Below are 21,582 nucleotides of genomic sequence, written 5' to 3' on the forward strand. Positions count from 1 at the left end.
AAGCCTGCCAATGCTAAGTAGAACTGCCTCGGATTTATATTGGATGTCGCGGTACCTGGAGCGGGCGGAAAACCTCGCACGGATGCTCGACGTCAGCTACTCGTTGTCATTGATGCCCCAGGACGGGCGCGGCGATGGCCTCAATGAACTGGCCATGCCGCTGCTGATCACCGGCACCCTGGACGATTACCGCGAGCGTTTCGGTGATCTGCATGCCGAGCGTCTGCTGCATTTCTTCGCGCTGGATGCCACCAATCAGGGCAGCATTTTCAGTTGCCTCGCGGCGGCGCGGGCCAGTGCCCACGCGGTACGTGGGCGCATTACTGCGGACATGTGGGAAAACATCAACTCGACCTACCTGGAAATTCGCGGGATCGCCGAGCAGGGCTTGAGCCGCTACGGCATGAGCCGTTTCTGCGAGTGGGTCAAAGAGCGTTCGCACCTGTTCCGTGGCGCCACGTACGGCACGATCATGCGTAACGATGCGTTCCGTTTCATTCGTTTGGGCACGTTCATCGAGCGCGCTGACAACACCCTGCGCATGCTCGATGCCCGTTATGAAATGCTCGAACTGCGCGGGCCGTCTGCCAACGCAGCGGCGGACAGTTCGGCGGCGGGCTACTACCAGTGGAGTGCCTTGTTGCGTGCGCTGTCGTCGTTCGAGGCGTACACCGAGGTCTACCGCGACGCGCCAGGTGCGCGTCAGGTGGCAGAGCTGCTGTTGTTGCGCGCGGATATTCCGCGTTCGTTGCGCGCCTGCCTTGAAGAGCTGGACATGATTTTGTCCACTCTACCGGGCGCCAACGGGCGTCCGGCCCAACGCTTGGCCGCCGAACTCGATGCCCGCCTGCGGTACACCGGCATCGACGAAATCCTTGACGAAGGCCTGCATGAATGGTTGAACGAATTCATTCCGCTGCTGGCCCAACTGGGAAACGTTATCCACACTTCTTATCTGGAGGCAGCATGAGACTGTCCATTAGCCACGAGACCACTTATCACTACGACGATCAGGTCCGCGCCAGCATCCAGTATTTGCGTCTGACCCCACATGACAGCGAGCGCCAGCAAGTGCTCAGTTGGCAACTGGCATTGCCGCGGCCGGTGCGAGCGCAAGTCGATCCGTTCGGCAACATCCTGCACGTGTTGACCATGGATGAACCCCACGAGGCCATTGTCATCGGTGCACGCGGGCAAGTTGAAATCGACGAGAAGCGTGAAGCCGAGCATGAGAGCCAGTCGTCACTGCCGTTTTTGCGTTTCACTCGCCTGACCGAAGCGGACGAAGCCATTCGTGCATTCGCGGCCAAGGAAACGAAAAAGCACACCGACCGCAACGCACTGATCGATCTGATGCAGGCGCTGAATCAGCACATCGTTTACACGCCAGGTGCGACAGCCGTCGACACCAGCGCGGCGCAGGCGTTTGCCAATGGGGCAGGCGTTTGTCAGGACCACACCCACGCATTTCTCGCCTGCGCGCGCAGCCTGGGCGTTCCGGCGCGTTATGTGTCGGGTTATCTGTACAGCGACAGCAGCGACCACCTGGCCAGTCATGCGTGGGCCGAGGCCTGGATCGATGACGCCTGGTACAGCTTCGATGTGACCAACCAACTGGCCATCCCCGAGCGTCATCTGAAGCTGGCGGTGGGGCTGGATTACCTGGACGCCTGCCCGGTGCGCGGCATGCGCCGTGGTGGTGGTTGCGAGCAGATGCATGCCAAGGTGGTGGTGTCGCCGTCTGCGCCGGTGGCCAAGCCGGTGGTGCAAATGCAGGTGCAGCGTCAGTCTTGAAGGTCGGATGTCGCTGTTGATGCCTGCCCTGCCATCATAACCTGTGGGAGCGAATTCATTCGCGAGAGGTCAGTGCATACGACGCATTTGTGTCGGATGTACGCCCGCATCGCGAATGAATTCGCTCCCACAGGAGATTGGCGTCGACGATTGAATTATTGGCTGACCTTACGCCCCGCCATGTGCTTCAAATAACTCACCACCTGCCCCAGTTCCTCATCCGATAACACCTCCGGCGTGATCGCAGGCATCTTGGCCTGGGGCCATTGACGCAGGTTTTGCGGGTTGCGGATGTACAGCTTCAGATAATCCCCGGCGAAATACTCGGTGGGGTTATGGGGAATGTTCAGGTCCGGCCCCAGTTGTGAATCCCCCGCGCCATTCAGGCGATGGCAGGCGAAGCAATTCTTCTGAAACAGCGCAAAGCCCTTGTTCACGGGGTCTTCAGCCGCCAGTTTCGGGTCAGGCAGCAGCGCGGGGAAGCGTTCGGCCACCGACGCCAACAGGCGAATCTTACCCACCGCGTAAGGCCATTGTTCCGGGCTGATGTTGCTGGCCGCAGGATCGGTCCATACCAGATAGAACGGCCCGGCGCTCGGTTTGTCCTGGCTCAGCCCCGGCCACGGATGCGCGGGGTCTTCAATCGCCAGCCAGGCCTGTGAGCCGGTTTTTTGCAGCAGCGGGGCGGCGGGCATTTCTGCTGCGAACCCGTCCGTGGCGATGGCCTGAAGGTGGGCGTCGTTCGTCACCCCCTCCAGCAACGCCGCTAAGGGCACGGCGCGATAATGCATCGCGCGCTTATAGGACACGTCCTGGGGAATATCGATATCCCGGGCCTGCGGATGTTTGAGCAGTTGCTCGGTGTCCCACGTGCGGGTGCCTTTGGCGGTGCCCAGATCGAGGGTCAGTTGTGCAGCATGAACGGGCAGGGCCAGCAGGACGCCAGCCAGCATCAGAATTGAACGCAAGATGAGGGTTACTCCGCAGGATCGTCGGTGACGTCGTACAGCGCGTTGTGCAGTTCGTCGTAGGCGCCGCCGTTGATGATACTGGTGTAACCGGCTTTTATCAGCATGTCCTGCGCCTTGCTGGCCCTGGCCTCCGTTGCGCTGAAGACCACCAGCACCAGGTTGCGGTCGGTCATGACTTGCTTCATCTGTGGAACCAGGCGCCGGTCATCGACGCGCACGGCATTGAGGATGGTGCCCGCTTCGTAATCGCTCTGACTGCGCACATCGATCGCCAGTTTGCCATCCCGAATGGCCGCCACCGCCTGGGCCTGTTCGACCGGCCCCGCCTGTGCGGCCACGCTTAAACCCAGTGCGAAAACTGCCAGCCACTGACGCATGTGTGCATCCCTCTTTTCCGATGAGAAAAAGGGTGGCACAAATGCGCTCTGTGGCAAGGCCAAAGAGAAAAAGATCAACCGAACAATCGGGACAGGTTCGGCAAAATCAACAACAGTGTGGTGGCAAAAACAATCAGCCCTGCCTGACGTACTTTCGAATGCTTGAACATGGCGTATGCCTTTTTTTGTTATTCCTGAGCGACAAAAGCCCACCTGCATCCCTGAAAAGGGAAGCGGCAGCTGGCCTAGGTGAAATCCGGAGAGCAGGTGCCCCCAATCAATTAACCGGTGACGCGGCGCTGTTTGCATCATTTTTATGGCGCCACTGCTACAGACTTAACCTTAGAGCCCGCGTGCGACGCTGCTTAGATCGGTTTGGTATGAATAATTCGATCTAGTTAGGAAAAATGGTGATAAGGCCATTGGCTAGCACGCAATATTCCTGTCCTAGACACCTTGAGGTGAAAAGGTCGCTTTCCGATAGCTCACTACCGTTCGTCCGAGTCCGAAACTTCCCACAACGAGCTAACCTTCATCACAGTCAAGTGAGCTGAGCACTTCGATCATTGAACATCTCTGTGTGACCGTTAGCGTGTCAGCAGACAAAGAAATGGCAGTCCAGTGAGGGGCAGAATGACCGACGCTTTCATTTTCGACGCGCTGCGTACGCCACGGGGCAGGGGCAAGGCGGATGGTGCGCTGTACAGCGTCAAACCGGTGGAGCTGTTGGCGGGGCTGTTGCGTGAACTGCAATCGCGCAACCGTCTGGATACCACGCAGGTGGACGACATCGTGCTGGGCTGCGTGACGCCGGTTGGCGATCAGGGCGCCGATATCGCCAAAACCGCCGCGTTGGTGGCCGATTGGGCAATCAGTGTGGCGGGGGTGCAGATCAATCGCTTTTGCGCATCAGGCCTTGAGGCGGTGAATCTGGGGGCCATGAAGGTGCGCTCCGGCTTCGAGGATTTGGTCGTGGTCGGCGGCGTGGAGTCGATGTCGCGCGTGCCGATGGGCAGTGATGGAGGGGCTTGGGTACTCGATCCGCAGACCAACCTGCACACCCACTTCACGCCGCAAGGCATCGGCGCCGATCTGATCGCGACCCTTGAGGGTTTTAGCCGCGAGGATGTCGACCGATTCGCTTTGAACTCCCAACAAAAGGCCGCCATCGCTCGAGACAGTGGCGCGTTCAAGCGCTCGCTGGTGCCGGTGCGGGACCAGAACGGTCTGTTGCTGCTCGATCACGATGAGTTCATTCGTGCCGATTCCACGCTGGAGGGGCTGGCCAGGCTCAAGCCCAGCTTCGAGGTGATCGGCCAGATGGGTTACGACGCCACGGCGTTGCGGGTGTACAGCCATGTCGAGTCCATCGACCACGTTCATACGCCCGGTAACAGCTCGGGAATCGTTGACGGCGCCGCGTTGATGTTGCTGGGCTCCGAACAGAAGGGTCGAGAGCTGGGCTTGCAGCCCAGGGCGCGTATTGTCGCCACTGCGGTGACGAGCACCGATCCCACCATCATGCTCACCGGCCCAGGGCCGGCTACGCGCAAGGCCCTGGCCCGGGCGGGATTGACGATCGGAGACATCGACCTGTTCGAAGTCAACGAAGCCTTTGCCTCGGTGGTGCTCAAGTTCATCAAGGACATGGGCGTCGACCCGCAAAAGGTCAACGTCAATGGCGGCTCGATTGCCTTGGGGCATCCGCTGGGGGCGACAGGCTGCATCATCCTCGGCACTTTGCTCGATGAACTGGAGGCGCGGCAGTTGCGCTATGGCCTTGCGACGTTGTGTGTGGGCGGTGGCATGGGCATTGCGACCATCATTGAGCGCGCGGGCTATTGAGTCTGCCCGAAGGGCAAGCCACGCTCCTACGCCCTTCGGGCAGACGCGGTTTTGCATGATGTTTATATAAAACAGCTTCAGGAAGAACGACCGCATGATTGACGCCATCCAGTACGAAATCGGTTCCGATCAGATCGTCACGCTGACGCTGGACATGCCCGGCCAGCGGGCCAACACCATGAATGAAACCTACCGCTTGGCAATGGATGAGACGCTGGTGCGCTTGCAGGCTGATAAAGAGCGCATCGTCGGTGTGATCATTCGTTCGGCCAAGAAGACCTTCTTTTCCGGTGGCGATCTGAACGAGCTGATCAAGGTCGAGCCCTCGCGAGCCGAATGGTTTTACCAGATGACCATGGGCCTCAAGGCCCAACTGCGTGCACTGGAAACCTTCGGCAAACCCGTGGTCGCGGCGATCAATGGCGCGGCGTTGGGCGGTGGTTGGGAGCTGTGCCTGGCCTGCCATCAGCGTATCGCCCTCGACGAGAAACACGTGCGCCTGGGTTTGCCCGAAGTCACGCTGGGTTTGCTGCCTGGTGGTGGCGGGACGGTGCGGCTGGTGCGCATGCTGGGGCTGGAAAAGGCCTTGCCGTTGTTGATGGAGGGCCGAGCGCTGAGTGCGCAGCAGGCGTTCAAGGCAGGGCTGATCGACCAGATTGCCGCTGACGCTGATGATCTGCTGAACAAGGCCCGTGAGTGGATTCTGGCCAATCCCGCACCGAGTAAGCCCTGGGATCAGCCGGGTTTTAAGATGCCCGGCGGCTCGCCTGCACACCCGAAAGTCGCGCAAATGCTGGCGATTGCCCCGGCGATTCTGCGCAGCAAGACCCAAGGCTGCTATCCCGCACCGGAAAAAATCCTCGCTGCCGCCGTGGAGGGCGCACAGGTGGATTTCCACACCGCCGAGAAAATCGAGGCCCGTTATTTCACCGAATTGACCACGGGCCAGATCGCCAAGAACATGATCGGCACCTGGTTCCAGCTCAATGAACTCAACGCCGGAGGGGCGAGGCCCAAGGCGCCGCCGGTCTATCACATGCGCAAGGTCGGCATTCTCGGTGCCGGGATGATGGGCGGCGGTATCGCGTACGTCACCGCGCTGGCCGGGGTCGATGTGGTGCTCAAGGACATCAACCTCGCCGCCGCGCAGAAGGGCAAGGATTACTCGGTCAGGCTGCTCGCCAAGCAGGTCGACAAGGGGCGAATGAAACCCGAGCAGCGTGATGCCATTCTGGCCCGGATCAAGACCACAGGGCGGGACAGTGATCTGGAAGGGTGTGACCTGATCATCGAAGCGGTGTTCGAAGACCGCGAACTGAAAGGGCAGGTCAGCGCTGCGGCCGAACAGGTGGTGGTGCCTTATGCGGTGATCGCCTCGAACACCTCGACCTTGCCGATCACCGGCCTGGCGACAGCGGTCAGTCGGCAGGAGCGCTTCATCGGCATGCATTTCTTCAGCCCGGTGGACAAGATGCGGCTGGTGGAAATCATCAGAGGTGAGCGGACCAACGACATGACCCTCGCTCGTGCCTTCGACTTTGTGCAGCAGATCAACAAGACGCCGATTGTGGTCAACGACGCCCGGGGATTCTTCACCTCGCGGGTGTTCGCCACGTTCACCAATGAAGGCATCGCCATGCTCGGCGAAGGCATTTCTGCAGCGATGATCGAGACCGAAGCGCGCAAGGCTGGCATGCCCGTCGGGCCGTTGGCGGTGTCGGATGAAGTGTCGCTGAGCCTGATGAGCCATATTCGCCAGCAGGCGCGCAACGACCTGGAAGTTCAGGGCGTAACGGTCCCTGAGCATCCGGCCACGCGGGTCATCGACGTGTTGCTCAATGAATGCAAACGGGCGGGCAAGGCAGCGGGCGGCGGCTTCTACGATTACCCGGACGGTGCGCGCAAACGCCTTTGGCCGGAGCTGAAAGCGCGCTTCGAGAGGCCCGAAGTGCAGATTGCCGGGCAGGACATTCGCGACCGGCTGCTGTTCATTCAGGCCATCGAGACCGTGCGTTGTGTGGAAGAGGGCGTGTTGTGCTCGACCACCGACGCCAACATCGGCTCGATGTTCGGCATTGGCTTCCCGGCGTGGACGGGCGGGGCGTTACAATTCATCAATCAATATGGCCTCAAAGCGTTCATCGCCCGCGCGCAGCATCTTGCCGAGCAATATGGCGAGCGTTTCGCGCCTCCGGCGTTGTTGCTGGAGAAAGCCCTGAACGGCAAGGTGTTCTGACGCGTGCACTCCCACAGGAGGACGCAGGGCTATCGGTAGCGGATTCCGACAGCGCCGGTTCAGCCAATGACACTCCCATGACACAAACGGTGCTTGCCTTGATTCGGGCTTCAAGGCAGGCTTGGGCGTGTGCATTTTCGCCTTGTCGCTTCAGGTATTTTTATGTCGTTACGCATCTGTATTCTGGAAACCGACGTTCTTCGCCCGGAACTGGTCGATCAATACACCGGCTATGGCCGCATGTTCGAGTCGCTGTTCGCCCGCCAGCCGATCCCGGCCGAGTTCGTCGTCTACAACGTGATGCAAGGCAACTACCCGGCGGATGACGAGCGTTTCGATGCCTATCTGGTCACCGGTTCCAAGGCGGATTCGTTCGGTTCTGACCCGTGGATTCAAACCCTCAAAACCTACCTGCTGGAGCGCTACAAACGCGGCGACAAGCTGTTGGGCGTGTGCTTCGGCCATCAGTTGCTGGCCCTGCTGCTGGGCGGCAAGACTGAACGCGCGACCCAGGGCTGGGGTGTCGGTATTCATCACTACGACCTGGCCCCGGCCCAGCCGTGGATGACCCCGGCGATGGACAAGCTGACGCTGTTGATCAGTCACCAGGATCAGGTCACCGCACTGCCGGAAGGCGCGACGGTCATTGCTTCCAGCGATTTCTGCCAGTTCGCGGCGTACCACATCAATGATCAGGTGCTGTGTTTCCAGGGCCATCCCGAGTTCATCCACGACTACTCGCGCACGTTGCTCGACATTCGACAGGAAGCCTTGGGTGAGCAGGTGTACAGCAAGGGTATTGCCAGCCTTGCAGAAGAGCACCACGGCACGACGGTAGCGGAGTGGATGATGCGGTTTGTGGCGAATAAGCCAGCCACTGCCTGATGTCATTGACTGATTGAAAGCATTCTTGAGCGCAAATGCATTTCTCCTGTGGGAGCCGCGTTGGTGGCGAAAGCGTCCGTTCAGTCCCTTGAATGTTGACTGATACGCCGTATTCGCCAGCAAGCCGGCTGCCACAGGGAATTGCAGAGTGTCAGATTCCTGTGCGGTGAATTGGCTATTGCTACAACCACCCCGACCGCTTGAAGCTCGCGAACAAGATCCCGCACCCGCCCAGAATTACCCCCAACACGATGAAATAACCGTAGTGCCAGCTCAGTTCCGGCATGTTCTGGAAGTTCATCCCGTAAATCCCGGCAATCGCCGTGGGAAACGCCAGAATCGCCGCCCATGCCGCGAATTTGCGTTGGGTCAGGCTTTGACGTGAAGACTCCAGCAGCAGGCCGATTTCGATGGTCTGGCTGGCGATGTCCCTCAGGTTGGCCAAGTCTTCCATCTGCCGCTTTACGTGGATCTCTACATCGCGGAAATAGGGGCGCATGTTCTTGTCGATGAAGGGGAAGCTCAGCTTCTGCAACTCTTCGCCTATCTCCACCATCGGCGCCACATAGCGTCGCAGTCGCAGCAGATCGCGGCGCAGCGCGTGGATGCGATGAATATCGGCCTCGTTGAGTTCCGTACTCAGTACGCTGTGCTCCAGCTCTTCAAGTTCGCAATGAATGGCCTCGGTGACCGGCTGATAGTTCTCAGTGACGAAATCCAGCAGCGCGTACAGCACGAAGTCTTCGCCATGCTCCAGCAGCAGTGGTCGCGCTTCGCAACGTTGGCGCACTAACCCGTAAGATTTCGAATCGCCGTTGCGCGAGGTAATGATGTAGCCCTTGCCAGCGAAGATGTGCGTCTCGATGAAGATCAGCTTGCCGTTCTCTCGGATTGGCGCGTAGGTGACGATGAACAACGCATCGCCAAAGGTTTCCAGCTTCGGACGACTGTGCACCTCCAGCGCATCTTCAATGGCCAGTTCGTGCAGACAGAACTGCTTTTGCAGGGAGGCCAGTTCCTGCGCGTTGGGTTGCTCCAGGCCTATCCAGACGAAATGCCCGGGCTTGGCAGCCCAGGCAGCCCCTTCGTCGAGGGTGATGTTGGTGACTTTCTTTCCGGCACTGTAAACGGCAGCAGCGACAACTCGGCCCATGATGGTTCGCTTCTTCTTTTAGGTGGAACGTCTCTGCAGCTTAGCGCTACGTTCCCCATCAGAGTCAGCGGATTTCAACGAGTTCGAGGGTTTTATGCCATTCGTTCAGCGGCGGTTTGGTCTTCGCTTTCAGGTGCACGCAATTGCCGGTCCATCTGCTCGATGCACGTCTGCATCTGGCTGTGGCAGCGAGCGATCAACTCGGGAATGTCATCGCTGGTCAGGCCGACAGTGGAGAGGGCGGGCAAGGCGCGAATCATCACCTGGCCGCTGTCCCACTGGTTCAATTGCATGTCACGCACATACGTGCTGACGCAGACGGGGACGATCGGCACGCCCGCATCGACTGCCATCTGGAAGGCGCCGCGCTTGAACGGCAGCAGGCCCTTGCCCTGATTGCGCGTACCCTCCGGGAAGACCCAGATCGAGGTGTCCTTGTGTTGCAGGGTTTCGGTGGTCTGGCGGATCGAAAGACGCGCGCGCAGCGGGTTGCCACGGTCGATCAGCACGTTGCCTGCCAGCCAGAACAATTGGCCGAATAACGGCACCCACTTGAGGCTTTTCTTGCCGATGCAGACTGTGCGTGGCGGCACGATGTTGCCGAGCACGAACAGGTCATAGTTGGACTGGTGGTTGGCGACGATCACGCATGGGCGGGAGCGGTCGAACTGCGCACCCATCTCGGCTTTCAGGCGCAGGCGCAGAATCCACATCGCAGGCAACGCATAAAGGCGCGCGCACAGGCGGCTGTTGTCGGGGTTGAACGGACGGCAGATGCCAAGCGCCAAGCCCAGGGCACCTGCAAGGATGAAGTGCACCGCCATCAGCGACATACGCAGGACGAACAGCATGGGGACCACCGGTAACAAAAGGTTGCGCAGTGTACGGATGTGCACTTGAATCGGCAATTGCCATACAGACCGGTGGTGATCGCGAGTTTTAAGAGATGTTTCGAAGCGGTAGGACGATTTAATGCCCCATCAGCCAATGCTGATGCGGCCCAGGTAGCGTCCAGATGCCGAACAGCATCACCAGCACCCCGCCTGCGACCCTCACGCCTCGTCGCCGGAGCAGGGCGGTCGTGCGTTCAGCGGCCAGACCGGTCGCGAGCAGGACCGGCCAGGTGCCGACACCAAACGCCAGCATCAGCAACGCACTGTGAACAGCACTCCCCTGACTGGCCGACCACAGCAAGGTGCTGTACACCAGCCCGCACGGCAACCAACCCCACAATGCGCCGAGTAACAAGGCGCGGGGCAGGCTCGACACGGGCAGCATGCGGTTGGCCAGTGGCTGGATGTAACGCCACAACCAGCGACCCAGACCTTCGATGCGCGTCAGCCCGCTCCACCAACCGGCCAGGTACAAGCCCATGCAGATCAGCAGTAAAGCGGCGATCACCCGCAACGCCATTGCAGCGGGGCTGTTGGCGACCGCCCAGCCTGCCAGACCGATAAGTAAACCAGCACAGGCGTAGCTGAAAATGCGCCCAAGGTTGTAGGCCAATAGCAGGCGATAGCGTCGGCTGCGTTGTTCCTTGGGAATGGCCAGGGTCAACGCGCCCATCAACCCGCCGCACATGCCCAGGCAGTGCCCGCCGCCGAGCAGGCCGAGAATGAGGGCGCAGAGGAGTTGGGGGAGGAGGTCAGGCATGGGGGCAGTCATTGAAATAAATGTTGTCTGCTGTGACGCCATCGCGGGCAAGCGTCGTTAGATGCACCGCAACTTCTGAACAATTCACCCGATCTTCTTCTCACTTGGAACTTCTTTTCCTGACGCCTCATCCACACCCGCCTTATGACCGGGGTCCTGATCATCAAACAGAATGCTGTGCGCCGGGCCGTCCATGTCGTCGTACTGGCCGCTGTCCACAGCCCAGAAAAACACGTAGATCGCCACCGCGACGATCAACAGCGCCACCGGGATCATGATGTAGAGCGCAGGCATCGGGCCTCCGGGGTCGATGGATCAGGCAATATTTCAGTGCTCGGAGCACGCATCAGGCGCAGGGCGTTGAGCACCACGACCAGCGAACTGAGCGACATGCCCGCCGCCGCCCACAGGGGCGTGATCCAGCCCAGCGCGGCGAAGGGCAACATGACGCCATTGTACAGCCCGGCCCAAAGCAGGTTCTGGATGATGATACGGCGTGTGCGTCGGGCAATGGCAAACGCTTGAACCAGCGCCTGCAAGCGGTTGGACAGTAACACCGCATCGGCACTGGTCTTGGCCAGATCGGTGGCCGAACCCATGGCCACGGCGATGTCTGCGGCGGCCATTACGGGGACATCGTTCACCCCGTCGCCGATCATCAACACCTTGCGGCCCTCTGATCTGAGCTGGTGGAGAATCTGCAGCTTGTCGTCCGGACGCAGGCTGCCTCGGGCTTCCTCGATCTTCAGTTGGGCGGCGATGCTGGCGACCATCGGTGAGCTGTCCCCCGACAACAGCAGAGTTTTCCAGCCAAGGGCCTTGCACGCATTGATCAGCGCCGCTGCGTCGTTGCGTACACGGTCGTCCAGCACCAGCCACGCGAGGACTTCCTGATCATCCCCCAACAGCAGCCATTGCCCCGGTTCGTCGGGCGCCTTCGGTGGTGAACCATGGCTGAGTGAAGCGACGAACACGGGGTCGCCAATCCGTACCCGCCGCGCATCGATAAGGCCTTCCAGCCCCAAACCCGGCTCATTGATGACCTGCTCGACGTTCAACGCCGACACCCCGAACGCGCGGGCAATCGGGTGTTCGGAGTGGCTTTCCAGCGCAGCGGCCAGGTTCAGGCAATCGTCGCTGGTCAAACGGCCCAAGCGGTGAACGGCCTTGAGCGTCAAACGGCCTTCTGTCAGGGTCCCGGTCTTGTCGACGATCACGGTATCGATCTGATTCAGCCCTTCGAGCACATGCCCTCGGGTCAGCAACAGGCCGAGGCCGTGCAGTGTGCCGGTCGCGGTCGTCAAGGCGGTGGGCGTAGCCAGTGACAGCGCGCAGGGGCAGGTGGCGACCAGCATGGCCAACACGATCCAGAACGCCCGCTGCGGATCCAGTTGCCACCACAGCAGGCCAATGCCAAGTGCGCTGAGCAGTGAAATCAGCAGAAACCACTGGGCCGCCCGATCCGCCATCTGCGCCACAAGCGGTTTTTCCGATTGCGCGCGGTCGAGCAGACGGACGATGGCAGACAAACGAGTGTCGCTGCCCAGTGCCAGCACTTGCACGGTAAGCGGGCTTTCGACGTTCAAGGTCCCGGCAGTCACGGCATCGCCCGGGACGCGAGGTTGCGGCAGGTATTCGCCGGTGAGCAGCGACTCGTCGACGCTGGATTGACCTGACACCACACGACCATCGGCAGGCAGCACGGCACCGGGTTGCACCAGCACCCGGTCATTGAGGCGCAGTTCGCTGAGCAGGATGCGTTCGCTCTGGCCGTCGTCATTGATCCGCAGGCAGGAGGGGGGCAGCAGATTGACCAGTTGCGCGGTAGCGGCCGCCGTTCGCTCACGGGCGCGGCGTTCCAGATAGCGCCCGGCCAGCAAAAACAGCGCGAACATGCCCACCGCGTCGAAATACAGCTCGCCGATACCGGTGATCGCGGTCCAGATCCCCGCCAGATAAGCCATACCGATGGCCAGCGAAACCGAGACATCCATCGTCAGATGGCGAGTGCACAGATCCCGCAGAGCGCCCTTGAAGAACGGCGCGCAGCTGTAAAACACGATGGGTGTTGTCAGAAACATCGCCACCCAGCGCAGGATAGTGTGCATCTCTGGGCTGAGGTCAATGTTGAATTCCGGCCAGGTGGCCATGGTTGCCATCATCGCCTGAAACCACAGCAGCCCGGCGACACCCAATTGGCGCAAGCTGCGGCGGTTGTCCTGAGCCAGTTGCTCGGTGGCCTGATCCGGCTGATAGGGATGCGCGACGTAGCCGATGCTGCGCACCTCGTTGAGCACTTGGCTCAGCGGCAACTCACGATCGTCCCAGCGCAGGTGCAGGCGATGGGTCGACACATTCAAGCGCGCTTCAGCGACAGCGGGCAGGGTGCGCAGGTGGCGTTCGATCAACCAGCCGCAGGCTGCGCAGGTGATGCCTTCGATCAGCAACGTGGTGTCGGCGAGGCTGGCGTCATGCTGCACGAACGGCGCCTGAACATCAGGGCGATCGTACAGCGCCTGCTCGTCGGCCAGTTGTGTGGGCAGCGTCTGTGGATTGGTCGAGGCTTGACTCCGGTGGCTGTAATAGCTTTCCAGCCCGCCCGCGACGATGGCCTGCGCCACCGCCTGACAGCCGGGGCAGCAGAAGGCGCGGGGTTCGCCGAGCACGACAGCGCTGAAACGCCCGCCACGCGGGACGGGCAAGGCGCAGTGAAAGCAGGGAACAGGCAGGTTCACGTCAAGGCTTCCACCAATCGTTCCCACGCTCCGCGTGGGAATGCGTCCATGGGCGCTCCGCGTCCAGACAGCAGACGCAGAGCGTCAAGTGGTGCATTCCCACGCGGAGCGTGGGAACGATCATCAGGATAGCCATGTTCACTTCTTCAACTCTGCTGCACCCTGAATCGGCTCGTCGCCCAGCACCAGATCCTTGTCGCGGCTGATCGTTTCTTCTTCGAACAAGCGCCAGGTCTGGCTGTTTTCCACGCCCAGCAGTTCGACGAAACGACGGCCTTCCACTTTATCCGCCAATTGCCCGACATACCTCCCCGGTTGCACAGGCACGCGGGCCAGGACGATTTTGCGGTCCTTTTCCGGTTGTGTCGGTGAAATCAGGTTCATGACCAGTGTTTCCGGCTGGCTGTCACCGGTCAGGCGCAGATCAGCCTCACCGGTCACGTCATCCAGCGTCACAGTGGCGCGCAGCTTCAGGGTTTGGGCCAGCAGTTCGCGGTCCAGCGAGCGGTTGATGCCTTTGCCGGCTTCGTAATAGTTGTCGCTGACCAGGTTGTCCGGGTGGTTGACGGCAATCGTCACCATCGACAGGGTCAACGTCACCGAACAGGCGAGAATGCCGATGATGATCCAGGGCCAGCGGTGTCTGTACCAAGGGGCTGTGAGGGTGGCTGCGGTCATGTCTGGCGTCTCTCAACGAACTTGTGGGCCGATGAAACGGCTTTTGGCTTGCACTTCGGTGTCGCTGTTCTCGGCGTCCTTGAGGATGAAGCGGATTTCATTGGTGCTCGATGGCAGTTGCTCGGGTGCGACCGACAGCTCCACCGGCAGGGTAAAAATCTCGCCCGCCGCGACGCGGATTTCTTTGCGCCCTTGCAGTTTCAGGTCTGGCAGGCCCGTGGCGTCGAGCACATAGGTGTGGTCTTTCTGATCCTTGTTCATCACCTTCAGGCTGTAGACGTTTTCGATCCGGCCCTCGGCGTTTTCGCGGTACAGCACCCGGTCCTTGCTGACGTCGAAACCCACCAGTGAGCGCATGAAAAACGCGGTAGTCAGCACACCGATCATCACCAGCAACACCACGGCATAGCCGATCAAGCGAGGGCGGAATTTATGCGTCACCTGCCCGGAGAGATTGTGTTCGGTGGTGTAACTGATCAGGCCGCGCGGGTAGTTCATCTTGTCCATGATCGTGTCGCAGGCGTCGATGCACGCCGCGCAGCCGATGCACTCGATTTGCAGGCCGTCGCGGATGTCGATGCCGGTGGGGCAGACCTGAACGCACAGGGTGCAATCGATGCAGTCGCCAAGGCCCTGTGCCTTGTAGTCCAGATCCTTTTTCCGTGTGCCACGCTTCTCGCCACGACGGGGGTCATAGGAAACGATCAGCGTGTCCTTGTCGAACATCACGCTCTGAAAACGTGCGTAAGGGCACATGTAAATGCACACCTGTTCCCGCAGCCAGCCGGCATTGCCGTAGGTGGCGAGCGTAAAAAAGCCGACCCAGAAATAGGCCCAGCCATCGGCCTGGCCGGTGAAGAAATCAACGGTCAGTTCGCGGATGGGCGAGAAGTAGCCGACGAAGGTCAGCCCTGTCACCAGACCTATCAGCAGCCAAAGGCCGTGTTTGGCGGACTTGCGGGCCAGCTTGTTGGCGCTCATGGGCGCCTTGTCCAGTTTGATCCGCTGGTTGCGGTCGCCCTCGGTGACCTTTTCGCACCACATGAAAATCCAGGTCCAGACACTCTGCGGGCAGGTGTAGCCGCACCACACGCGCCCGGCGAACACCGTGATGAAGAACAGCCCGAAAGCCGCGACGATCAGAATGCCCGACAGCAGGATGAAATCCTGAGGCCAGAACGTGGCGCCGAAGATGTAGAACTTGCGCTCGGGGAGGTTCCACCAGACCGCCTGATGCCCGCCCCAATTCAGCCAGACGGTGCCGAAATACAGCAGAAACAACACGATTCCGCCGCCAATGCGCAAATTACGGAACACGCCGGTGAAGGCGCGGGTGTAGATCTTCTCCCGAGCGGCGTAGAGGTCAACGGTATCGCCGTCTTTCGAGGGCGGCGTCACGTTGTGGACCGGAATCTGGTTGCTCATCGGCGTGTGCTCATCAAAGCGCCCCTCGGCAGGGGGAAAATTGCCCCGGTCAGTGCGTGCCGGGCGGGGTCGTTTGCTGTTTGCTGCTCATCATACCCCTGTGATTTTGGGTAAGCGCGCAGCCTGGCTTTTGATTCTGGCCTTCAAGACGTGCCGGGGTGGCGCCCTACATTCTTGCGATCCGGTTGCGGTAAGGGACAATCTTGTGGGAGCCGCCTTGGTGGCGAAGGCGTCGGATCCGCCAACTCACTCGTTACAGACGCACCGCTTTCGCCACCAATGCGGCTCCCACAATGGCTGTGTGCAGCCTATTGTTGTCCACCCGCCGCCTTCTCACCATGCGAAAGGCTATACACATACGCCGCCAGCAAATGCACCTTGTCATTGCCTTGCGTCACTTCCTGCGCAGGCATCTGGCCCTGACGGCCATAACGGATGGTCTGCTGCAACTGCGCAAAACTCGATCCATAGATGAACGCTGCAGGGTGGGTCAGGTTCGGTGCGCCCAAAGCCGCCATACCTTTACCTTCAGGGCCGTGGCAGGCGACGCAGTTGGTGGCGAAGATCTTTTGCCCGGCAATCGGGTCAGCCTTGGCGTCAGCAGGCAGTTTGCGGCCGTCCAGTTGGGTCAGCACGTAGGCGGCAACATCCCGCACGCCCTGATCGCCGACCACTTCACCCCAAGCAGGCATCACTGCATGGCGACCGCCCATGATGGTGGTTTTGATGGTCTGCGGATCGCCACCCCAGCGCCAGTCTTCGTCGGTCAGGTTAGGAAAGCCATAGGCGCCCTTGGCGTCGGAGCCGTGGCAGACCGAGCAGTTGGAGGCAAACAGGCGCCCCCCCATTTTCAGGGCTTGCGGGTCTTTGGCGACGTCTTCGATGGGCATCGCCGCGAACTTGGCGAAGATCGGGCCGAAGCGCGCGTCGGAACGGGCCATCTCCTTCTCCCATTCATGCACGCCGGTCCAACCGGTCTTGCCGTCGGAGAAGGCGATCTGCTTATCGTTGTCGGCGTACTGATAACCTGGCAATAAACCGCTCCAGTTGCCCAGGCCGGGGTACAGCGCCAGATAACCGAGCGCGAAGATGATGGTGCCAATGAACAGCATGAACCACCACTTGGGCAGCGGGTTGTCGTACTCCTCTATGCCGTCGAAGGAGTGGCCGACGGTTTCGTCGGTGGTGTCGGCGCGCTGGCCCTTGCGGGTCGCCAGCAGCAGCCAGGTCAGGCAGAAGATCGTGCCCAACGACAGTACGGTGACGTACAGGCTCCAAAACATACTCATTCTTCAGGGCTCCTGGAAGCGTGCGCTTGCTCAAGGTGCTTGATGGCCTCGGGGTCATCGGCAAAGGGCAGCAGGGTCGCGTCGTCGAATTCGGCTTTGCGTTTGGGACTGAACACCCACAGCGCCAGACCGATGAAGGCCACCATCACCACGACGGTGCCCAGGCCTCGAATCATTCCGATATCCATGGCGATCACCGTTTGCTTTTGATGAGGGTGCCCAGGCCCTGCAAGTAGGCCACGAGCGCGTCCATTTCAGTCTTGCCCTTGACGGCGTCTGCCGCCCCGGCGATATCGGCGTCGGTGTACGGCACGCCAAGGCTGCGCAGGACTTCCAGTTTTCGACCGGTCAGCTTGCCGTCGAGCTTGTTTTCCACCAGGAACGGGTAGGCGGGCATGATCGACTCCGGCACCACGTTGCGCGGGTTGTACAGGTGCGCGCGGTGCCAGTCATCGGAGTAGCGGCCGCCAACGCGAGCCAGGTCCGGCCCTGTACGCTTGGAGCCCCACAGGAAGGGGTGATCCCAGACGCTTTCGCCCGCCACCGAATAGTGGCCGTAGCGTTCGGTTTCAGCGCGGAACGGCCGGATCATCTGCGAATGGCAGCCCACGCAGCCGTTGGCGATGAACACATCACGACCTTCGACTTCCAGCGCTGAACGCGGCTTCATGCCTTCGATGGGCTGGGTGGTGACATCCTGAAAGAACAGCGGAACGATTTGGGTCAGGCCACCCACGGCCACGGCAATCACCATGAAGATCGACAGCAGGCCGATGTTCTTTTCGAGCATTTCGTGCTTGATCATCAGTGCGCTCCCACGACAGCGATCTGGGCGGCTTCTTCCGCTTCTTCAGCATTCGCGGCACGCACGGTGCGGAACACGTTATAGGCCATGAACAGCATGCCGCTGGCGAAGAAAGCACCGCCCAAGGCGCGCACGATGTAGCCCGGATGGCTGGCTTGCAGCGCTTCGACGAAGGAGTAGGTGAGCGTGCCGTCGTCGTTGATCGCGCGCCACATCAGGCCCTGGGTGATGCCGTTGACCCACATCGAGGCGATGTACAGCACGGTGCCGATGGTCGCCAGCCAGAAGTGCGCGTTGATCAGGCCGATGCTGTGCATCTGTGGGCGGCCATACAGGCGCGGGATCATGTGGTACACCGCGCCGATGGAAATCATCGCCACCCAGCCCAAGGCACCTGCGTGAACATGGCCGATGGTCCAGTCGGTGTAGTGCGAGAGCGAGTTGACGGTCTTGATCGCCATCATCGGCCCTTCGAAGGTGGACATGCCGTAGAAGGCCAGTGACACCACCAGGAAGCGCAGAATCGGGTCGGTACGCAATTTATGCCAGGCGCCGGAAAGGGTCATCATGCCGTTGATCATGCCGCCCCAGCTCGGCGCCAGCAGGATGATCGACATCACCATGCCCAGCGATTGTGCCCAATCGGGCAGGGCGGTGTAGTGCAAATGGTGCGGGCCTGCCCAGATATAAAGGGTGATCAGCGCCCAGAAGTGCACGATGGAAAGACGATAAGAGTAAATCGGGCGCTCGGCCTGTTTCGGCACGAAGTAATACATCATTCCAAGAAAGCCCGTGGTCAGGAAAAAGCCTACGGCGTTGTGCCCGTACCACCACTGAATCATCGCGTCCGTGGCGCCCGAGTAGGCCGAGTAGGACTTGAACAGGCTCACCGGCAGCGACATGTGGTTGACGATGTGCAGCATCGCGGTGACCACGATGAAGGCGCCGTAGAACCAGTTGCCGACGTAGATGTGCTTGGTCTTGCGCTTGACGATGGTGCCGAAGAACACCGCCGCGTAAGTGATCCAGACGATGGCCAGCAGAATCGCGATCGGCCATTCCAGTTCGGCGTATTCCTTGGTGGTGGTGTAGCCCATCGGCAGGGTGACGATGGCGCCGATGATCACCGCTTGCCAGCCCCAGAAATGAAAGGCCGCCATGCCATCGGAAATAAGCCGCGTCTGGCAGGTGCGCTGAACCACGTAATAGGAGGTGCCGAACAGGGCGCAGCCCCCGAAGGCGAAGATCACAAGATTGGTGTGCAGGGGACGCAGGCGTCCGAAGGTGGTCCACGGGAGACCGAAATTCAGGTCGGGCCAGACGAGCTGCGAGGCGATGAAAACGCCGAGCCCCATGCCGAGAATCCCCCAGACCACCGTCATGATGGCGAACTGGCGGACCACCTTATAGTTATAAGCAGTCGGACTGATTGCTGTGCTCATTATCAGGTTCCACGGTTTGGAATTTTATTAGAGTGGTAACGGCCGCAACATCGAATAAAGCGTAGACCTTTTGGCGCGCCTGAGCGTGGATCGGGGTCAACGGTCGAGTGCTGCGAATTCCGGCAGAAGCCTGCGCGAAGGCGCGCCGAGGCCGTCTGCCCAAGTGGGCCGAAAGGTACGGGGGAACAGGTCGGTGAGGCAGCGCGCGTGAGTTCGAGAAATTGGATACAACCCTGCGGGTGACGACAGGGCTGCGCTGTCGGTCTGCAAGAGGGCTGACGGGGTCGTGCACAATCCTGTCACTGAGCCTGTGGCCAGCTATTGCCGGACCACTGTGTGGCTTAGCTTAGACGCGTTTCATCTTGGATGGAAGCCGTAATTCAGAGATCTGCGACACTTCGTCACGTCATGTGTGCGGCTGCCGCGTCCCGTTGCAGGACGCGGCGTTCACCCACCTTCGATGGCCACTGAAACGTTTCTCTGCCCGCATTCCTTGCTCGTCGGCAGAGCATTTTCACATCGAGGTTGTATACAAAATCCGTCGACAATTGCACTTTTTAACTGCCCAAATAGTTGGCCCGAGCTGGCAGATATGGCAGGTGATCGTCGCGGTTGATCGACCCGCACCGGACAAAAAAGCAGACCAACGATGAAACCGCCCGGTTGTGTGCGGGTTGGGGCGCTCATGGCGTTGGTGTTTGATGGCCGAAGTGTTATGGCAGGGTAGATAGCCCAAGCTGAACCGGGGCTGTCTCGACGGAGTGTCTTCATGTTCGGTCGTCGCAGCGCTGCCGGGACCGGCTGCCCACCAGTCACCCATTCATCACTGATCCACCGCTTTCGCCAGCAAGCCGGCTCCCACACTGATCTGTCTCGGGCCATGAACTCAGGACCGGCGCCGATTCTGTGGGAGCCGGCTTGCTGGCGAAGGGGATACTGCAGACGGCAACGTGCCAACTGACACACCCTTTGTCAGTTCCCACAAAAAAACCGACCCCGGCATAATGGCGGCCATTCAGTCCAGAACGAGGCACCCATGGGCAACGACAAAACCCAGAGCATTGACGCTGATTCCATTGCACAACTGGCACGCACCCACGGCTGGTTATGGAACGCCCCGGCGTCTGTCGGGCAGGCTTGGCCCAGTACATTGATTCTTGCCCACGGCGCTGGAGCACCCATGGACAGCGAGTTCATGAACGACATCGCCCAACGCATCGCCGCAATGGGCGTGGGTGTGCTGCGGTTTGAATTCCCGTACATGGCTCAGCGCCGTACGGGCGGAGGCAAACGCCCTCCAAACCCTCAGCCACAACTGCTCGAATGCTGGCGCGACGTCTACGCAGCGGTGCGACCCATCATCGAGGGCCGTCTGGCCATCGGCGGCAAGTCCATGGGGGGGCGCATGGCCAGCCTGATCGCCGACGAGTTGAGCGTCGATGGGCTGATCTGCCTGGGTTACCCGTTCTACGCCGTGGGCAAACCGGAAAAGCCTCGCGTTGTCCACCTGACCGATCTTCGAACCCCCACGTTGATCATTCAGGGCGAGCGCGATGCACTGGGCAATCGCGAGGCGGTCGAGGGTTACACGCTGTCCTCGCCAATCGACATTCACTGGTTGCCCACCGCCAACCATGACCTCAAGCCATTGAAGTCGGCGGGCCTGAGCTACGCTGCCTGTCTACAAGAGTCGGCCGAGCGTATCACCCGATTTCTGGCAAGTTGAAGCCGGTTTTTCAGGGCGACACAGGACGTCGAATTCGCCACACGACACTGCGAACCCCACAGCCGGAATCGCGAACTCGAACGAACCCCGCAATCGGCCTTTTGCGCCGTTGCATTCAAGCAGGGTCAGCGAACCTTCCTGGAAGTCTTGCGAGTGATAGACCTGCGCGGACTGCTTGGGCGTGAGGTGATAGATCACCGTCAGGCGATCATCCCGCACCAGGTCGTAAGTCCCCGGTTCCAGCGACGGGTCGAGAAACAGACCGAACACCGTACGCCGGTAGGCGACTTTACCCACGGCATGAATTTTCCAGATCTTGCGGTTACGCGCCCCTTCAAGCTCCGTTTGCAAACACGACAGCGCGTCCACTGTCTGGGGCAGGAAGGGTTTGCCGTTGACCAGCGCCTGAAAACGATCCGGCAAGGCAGAGTGGCACAGGGTCAAGGGCGAGGGGGAGGTTGGCTTTTCCATCGTTTTTCTTCTTTATCAAGGTTCAGACGGGTCCACGCCGGTCGAAGACGGTAGCGGTGTGCAGCGTCTTCGACAGGTGTATCAGTCAGGTGCTGAC

20 protein-coding genes are annotated in these 21,582 nt (G+C 60.4%); 6 read left to right on the forward strand and 14 right to left on the reverse strand.

The genetic code is table 11. The annotated features are described in order from the left end of the window. Window positions 1-10: 10 nt before the first annotated feature. Both ACI2KB_RS07635 and ACI2KB_RS07640 read left to right on the forward strand, forming a co-directional pair. Window positions 11-970: an alpha-E domain-containing protein gene (locus ACI2KB_RS07635; RefSeq protein ID WP_404633037.1), complete on the forward strand. Its 960-nt coding sequence runs from the start codon at window positions 11-13 to the stop codon at window positions 968-970. Then, window positions 967-1,794 carry a transglutaminase N-terminal domain-containing protein gene (locus tag ACI2KB_RS07640; RefSeq protein ID WP_404633039.1) on the forward strand — a complete coding sequence of 276 codons (828 nt, stop codon included), beginning with the start codon at window positions 967-969 and terminating at the stop codon, window positions 1,792-1,794. Before ACI2KB_RS07635 ends, ACI2KB_RS07640 begins: the two co-directional genes overlap by 4 nt. 155 nt (window positions 1,795-1,949) lie before the next feature. On the opposite strand, the gene ACI2KB_RS07645 is transcribed toward ACI2KB_RS07640, so the two are convergent. Continuing rightward, window positions 1,950-2,747 (reverse strand): c-type cytochrome, encoded by a 798-nt coding sequence (locus ACI2KB_RS07645; RefSeq protein ID WP_404633552.1) that lies wholly within the window; start codon window positions 2,745-2,747, stop codon window positions 1,950-1,952. Window positions 2,748-2,770: 23 nt separating this feature from the next. Then, window positions 2,771-3,142, reverse strand: a complete 372-nt coding sequence (locus ACI2KB_RS07650; RefSeq protein WP_404633041.1) for a rhodanese-like domain-containing protein — start codon at window positions 3,140-3,142, stop codon at window positions 2,771-2,773. A gap of 633 nt (window positions 3,143-3,775) precedes the next feature. On the opposite strand from ACI2KB_RS07650, the gene ACI2KB_RS07655 reads away from it, so the two are divergent. From ACI2KB_RS07655 to ACI2KB_RS07665, 3 genes are all read left to right on the forward strand, one after another. Further along, complete coding sequence (locus ACI2KB_RS07655) at window positions 3,776-4,987, forward strand: acetyl-CoA C-acetyltransferase (protein WP_404633043.1); 1,212 nt, start codon at window positions 3,776-3,778, stop codon at window positions 4,985-4,987. Between the two features lie 94 nt (window positions 4,988-5,081). Next, window positions 5,082-7,223 carry a 3-hydroxyacyl-CoA dehydrogenase NAD-binding domain-containing protein gene (locus ACI2KB_RS07660; protein WP_404633045.1) on the forward strand — a complete coding sequence of 714 codons (2,142 nt, stop codon included), beginning with the start codon at window positions 5,082-5,084 and terminating at the stop codon, window positions 7,221-7,223. Between the two features lie 162 nt (window positions 7,224-7,385). Then, window positions 7,386-8,108, forward strand: a complete 723-nt coding sequence (locus tag ACI2KB_RS07665) for an amidotransferase (RefSeq protein ID WP_404633047.1) — start codon at window positions 7,386-7,388, stop codon at window positions 8,106-8,108. A 181-nt stretch (window positions 8,109-8,289) separates the two neighbouring features. On the opposite strand, the gene ACI2KB_RS07670 is transcribed toward ACI2KB_RS07665, so the two are convergent. The 11 genes from ACI2KB_RS07670 to ccoN form a co-directional block, all read right to left on the reverse strand. After that, entirely contained in the window at window positions 8,290-9,261 is a 972-nt protein-coding gene (locus ACI2KB_RS07670) for a magnesium and cobalt transport protein CorA (protein ID WP_404633049.1), read from the reverse strand. A gap of 92 nt (window positions 9,262-9,353) precedes the next feature. Beyond that, window positions 9,354-10,112, reverse strand: a complete 759-nt coding sequence (locus ACI2KB_RS07675) for a lysophospholipid acyltransferase family protein (protein WP_404633051.1) — start codon at window positions 10,110-10,112, stop codon at window positions 9,354-9,356. Window positions 10,113-10,230: 118 nt separating this feature from the next. Continuing rightward, window positions 10,231-10,914, reverse strand: a complete 684-nt coding sequence (locus tag ACI2KB_RS07680) for a sulfite exporter TauE/SafE family protein (protein WP_404633053.1) — start codon at window positions 10,912-10,914, stop codon at window positions 10,231-10,233. An 84-nt stretch (window positions 10,915-10,998) separates the two neighbouring features. Beyond that, entirely contained in the window at window positions 10,999-11,208 is a 210-nt protein-coding gene (ccoS, locus tag ACI2KB_RS07685) for a cbb3-type cytochrome oxidase assembly protein CcoS (protein ID WP_404633055.1), read from the reverse strand. After that, window positions 11,187-13,649: a heavy metal translocating P-type ATPase gene (locus tag ACI2KB_RS07690; RefSeq protein ID WP_404633057.1), complete on the reverse strand. Its 2,463-nt coding sequence runs from the start codon at window positions 13,647-13,649 to the stop codon at window positions 11,187-11,189. The genes ccoS and ACI2KB_RS07690 overlap by 22 nt, the downstream gene beginning before the upstream one ends. Window positions 13,650-13,787: 138 nt before the next feature. Further along, the gene (locus ACI2KB_RS07695) at window positions 13,788-14,327 is read right to left on the reverse strand and encodes a FixH family protein (protein ID WP_404633059.1); all 540 of its coding nucleotides are present in this window, start codon (window positions 14,325-14,327) and stop codon (window positions 13,788-13,790) included. A 12-nt stretch (window positions 14,328-14,339) separates the two neighbouring features. Next, window positions 14,340-15,752 carry a cytochrome c oxidase accessory protein CcoG gene (gene ccoG, locus ACI2KB_RS07700; RefSeq protein WP_404633061.1) on the reverse strand — a complete coding sequence of 471 codons (1,413 nt, stop codon included), beginning with the start codon at window positions 15,750-15,752 and terminating at the stop codon, window positions 14,340-14,342. A gap of 308 nt (window positions 15,753-16,060) precedes the next feature. After that, window positions 16,061-17,041: a cytochrome-c oxidase, cbb3-type subunit III gene (ccoP, locus tag ACI2KB_RS07705; RefSeq protein ID WP_404633063.1), complete on the reverse strand. Its 981-nt coding sequence runs from the start codon at window positions 17,039-17,041 to the stop codon at window positions 16,061-16,063. Then, a complete protein-coding gene (locus ACI2KB_RS07710; RefSeq protein WP_404633065.1) occupies window positions 17,038-17,229 on the reverse strand; it encodes a cbb3-type cytochrome oxidase subunit 3 in 192 nt (63 codons plus the stop codon). The genes ccoP and ACI2KB_RS07710 overlap by 4 nt, the downstream gene beginning before the upstream one ends. Before the next feature lie 5 nt (window positions 17,230-17,234). Then, window positions 17,235-17,846, reverse strand: a complete 612-nt coding sequence (gene ccoO / locus ACI2KB_RS07715; RefSeq protein WP_404633067.1) for a cytochrome-c oxidase, cbb3-type subunit II — start codon at window positions 17,844-17,846, stop codon at window positions 17,235-17,237. Further along, on the reverse strand, window positions 17,846-19,288 hold the full coding sequence (gene ccoN / locus ACI2KB_RS07720) for a cytochrome-c oxidase, cbb3-type subunit I (protein ID WP_404633069.1): 1,443 nt from the start codon (window positions 19,286-19,288) through the stop codon (window positions 17,846-17,848). Before ccoN ends, ccoO begins: the two co-directional genes overlap by 1 nt. 1,036 nt (window positions 19,289-20,324) lie before the next feature. Here ccoN and ACI2KB_RS07725 point away from each other — a divergent pair. Further along, window positions 20,325-21,014: an alpha/beta family hydrolase gene (locus ACI2KB_RS07725; RefSeq protein ID WP_404633071.1), complete on the forward strand. Its 690-nt coding sequence runs from the start codon at window positions 20,325-20,327 to the stop codon at window positions 21,012-21,014. Here the strand turns inward: ACI2KB_RS07725 and ACI2KB_RS07730 are convergent. Beyond that, a complete protein-coding gene (locus ACI2KB_RS07730) occupies window positions 20,970-21,485 on the reverse strand; it encodes a hypothetical protein (protein ID WP_404633073.1) in 516 nt (171 codons plus the stop codon). The genes ACI2KB_RS07725 and ACI2KB_RS07730 overlap by 45 nt on opposite strands. Between the last annotated feature and the right edge of the window lie 97 nt (window positions 21,486-21,582).

Origin of the sequence: Pseudomonas sp. NPDC088444 (genome assembly GCF_044900175.1) — a bacterium.
Lineage (GTDB): Bacteria > Pseudomonadota > Gammaproteobacteria > Pseudomonadales > Pseudomonadaceae > Aquipseudomonas.